This is a genomic window from Caballeronia glathei, from assembly GCF_000698595.1.
GTDB lineage: Bacteria > Pseudomonadota > Gammaproteobacteria > Burkholderiales > Burkholderiaceae > Caballeronia > Caballeronia glathei.
The window spans coordinates 1-304 of the sequence record NZ_JFHC01000352.1 but is presented as its reverse complement, the minus strand read 5'-3'; the positions used below and the strand labels follow the sequence as shown (position 1 = coordinate 304).

The following is a 304-nucleotide window of genomic DNA, read 5'->3' as shown; positions in this document are numbered from 1 at the left end:
CTGGAAGCTCGACAACCTGATCGCCATGGTCGACGTCAACAACCAGCAAGCCGACGGTCCCTCGTCGCAGATCATGGCGTTCGAGCCGCTCGTCGAAAAGCTCGAAGCGTTCGGCTGGTTCACGCAGCGCGTAGACGGCAACGACATCGACGCGGTGAAGGCCGCCTTCGATGCCGCGCGCAATCATCCGAAGCCACAGCCGCGGATCATCGTGTGTGACACGCGCATGGGTTGCGGCGTTCCGTTCCTCGAAGAACGGGAAAAGAACCATTTTATCCGCGTCGATGCCCACGAGTGGCAACTG

Annotated in this window: 1 pseudogene; it reads left to right on the top strand. The window is 60.9% G+C overall.

Annotated elements, in window-relative coordinates:
- Nucleotides 1-304, top strand: a pseudogene (locus BG61_RS39095) (transketolase); the annotation flags it as partial.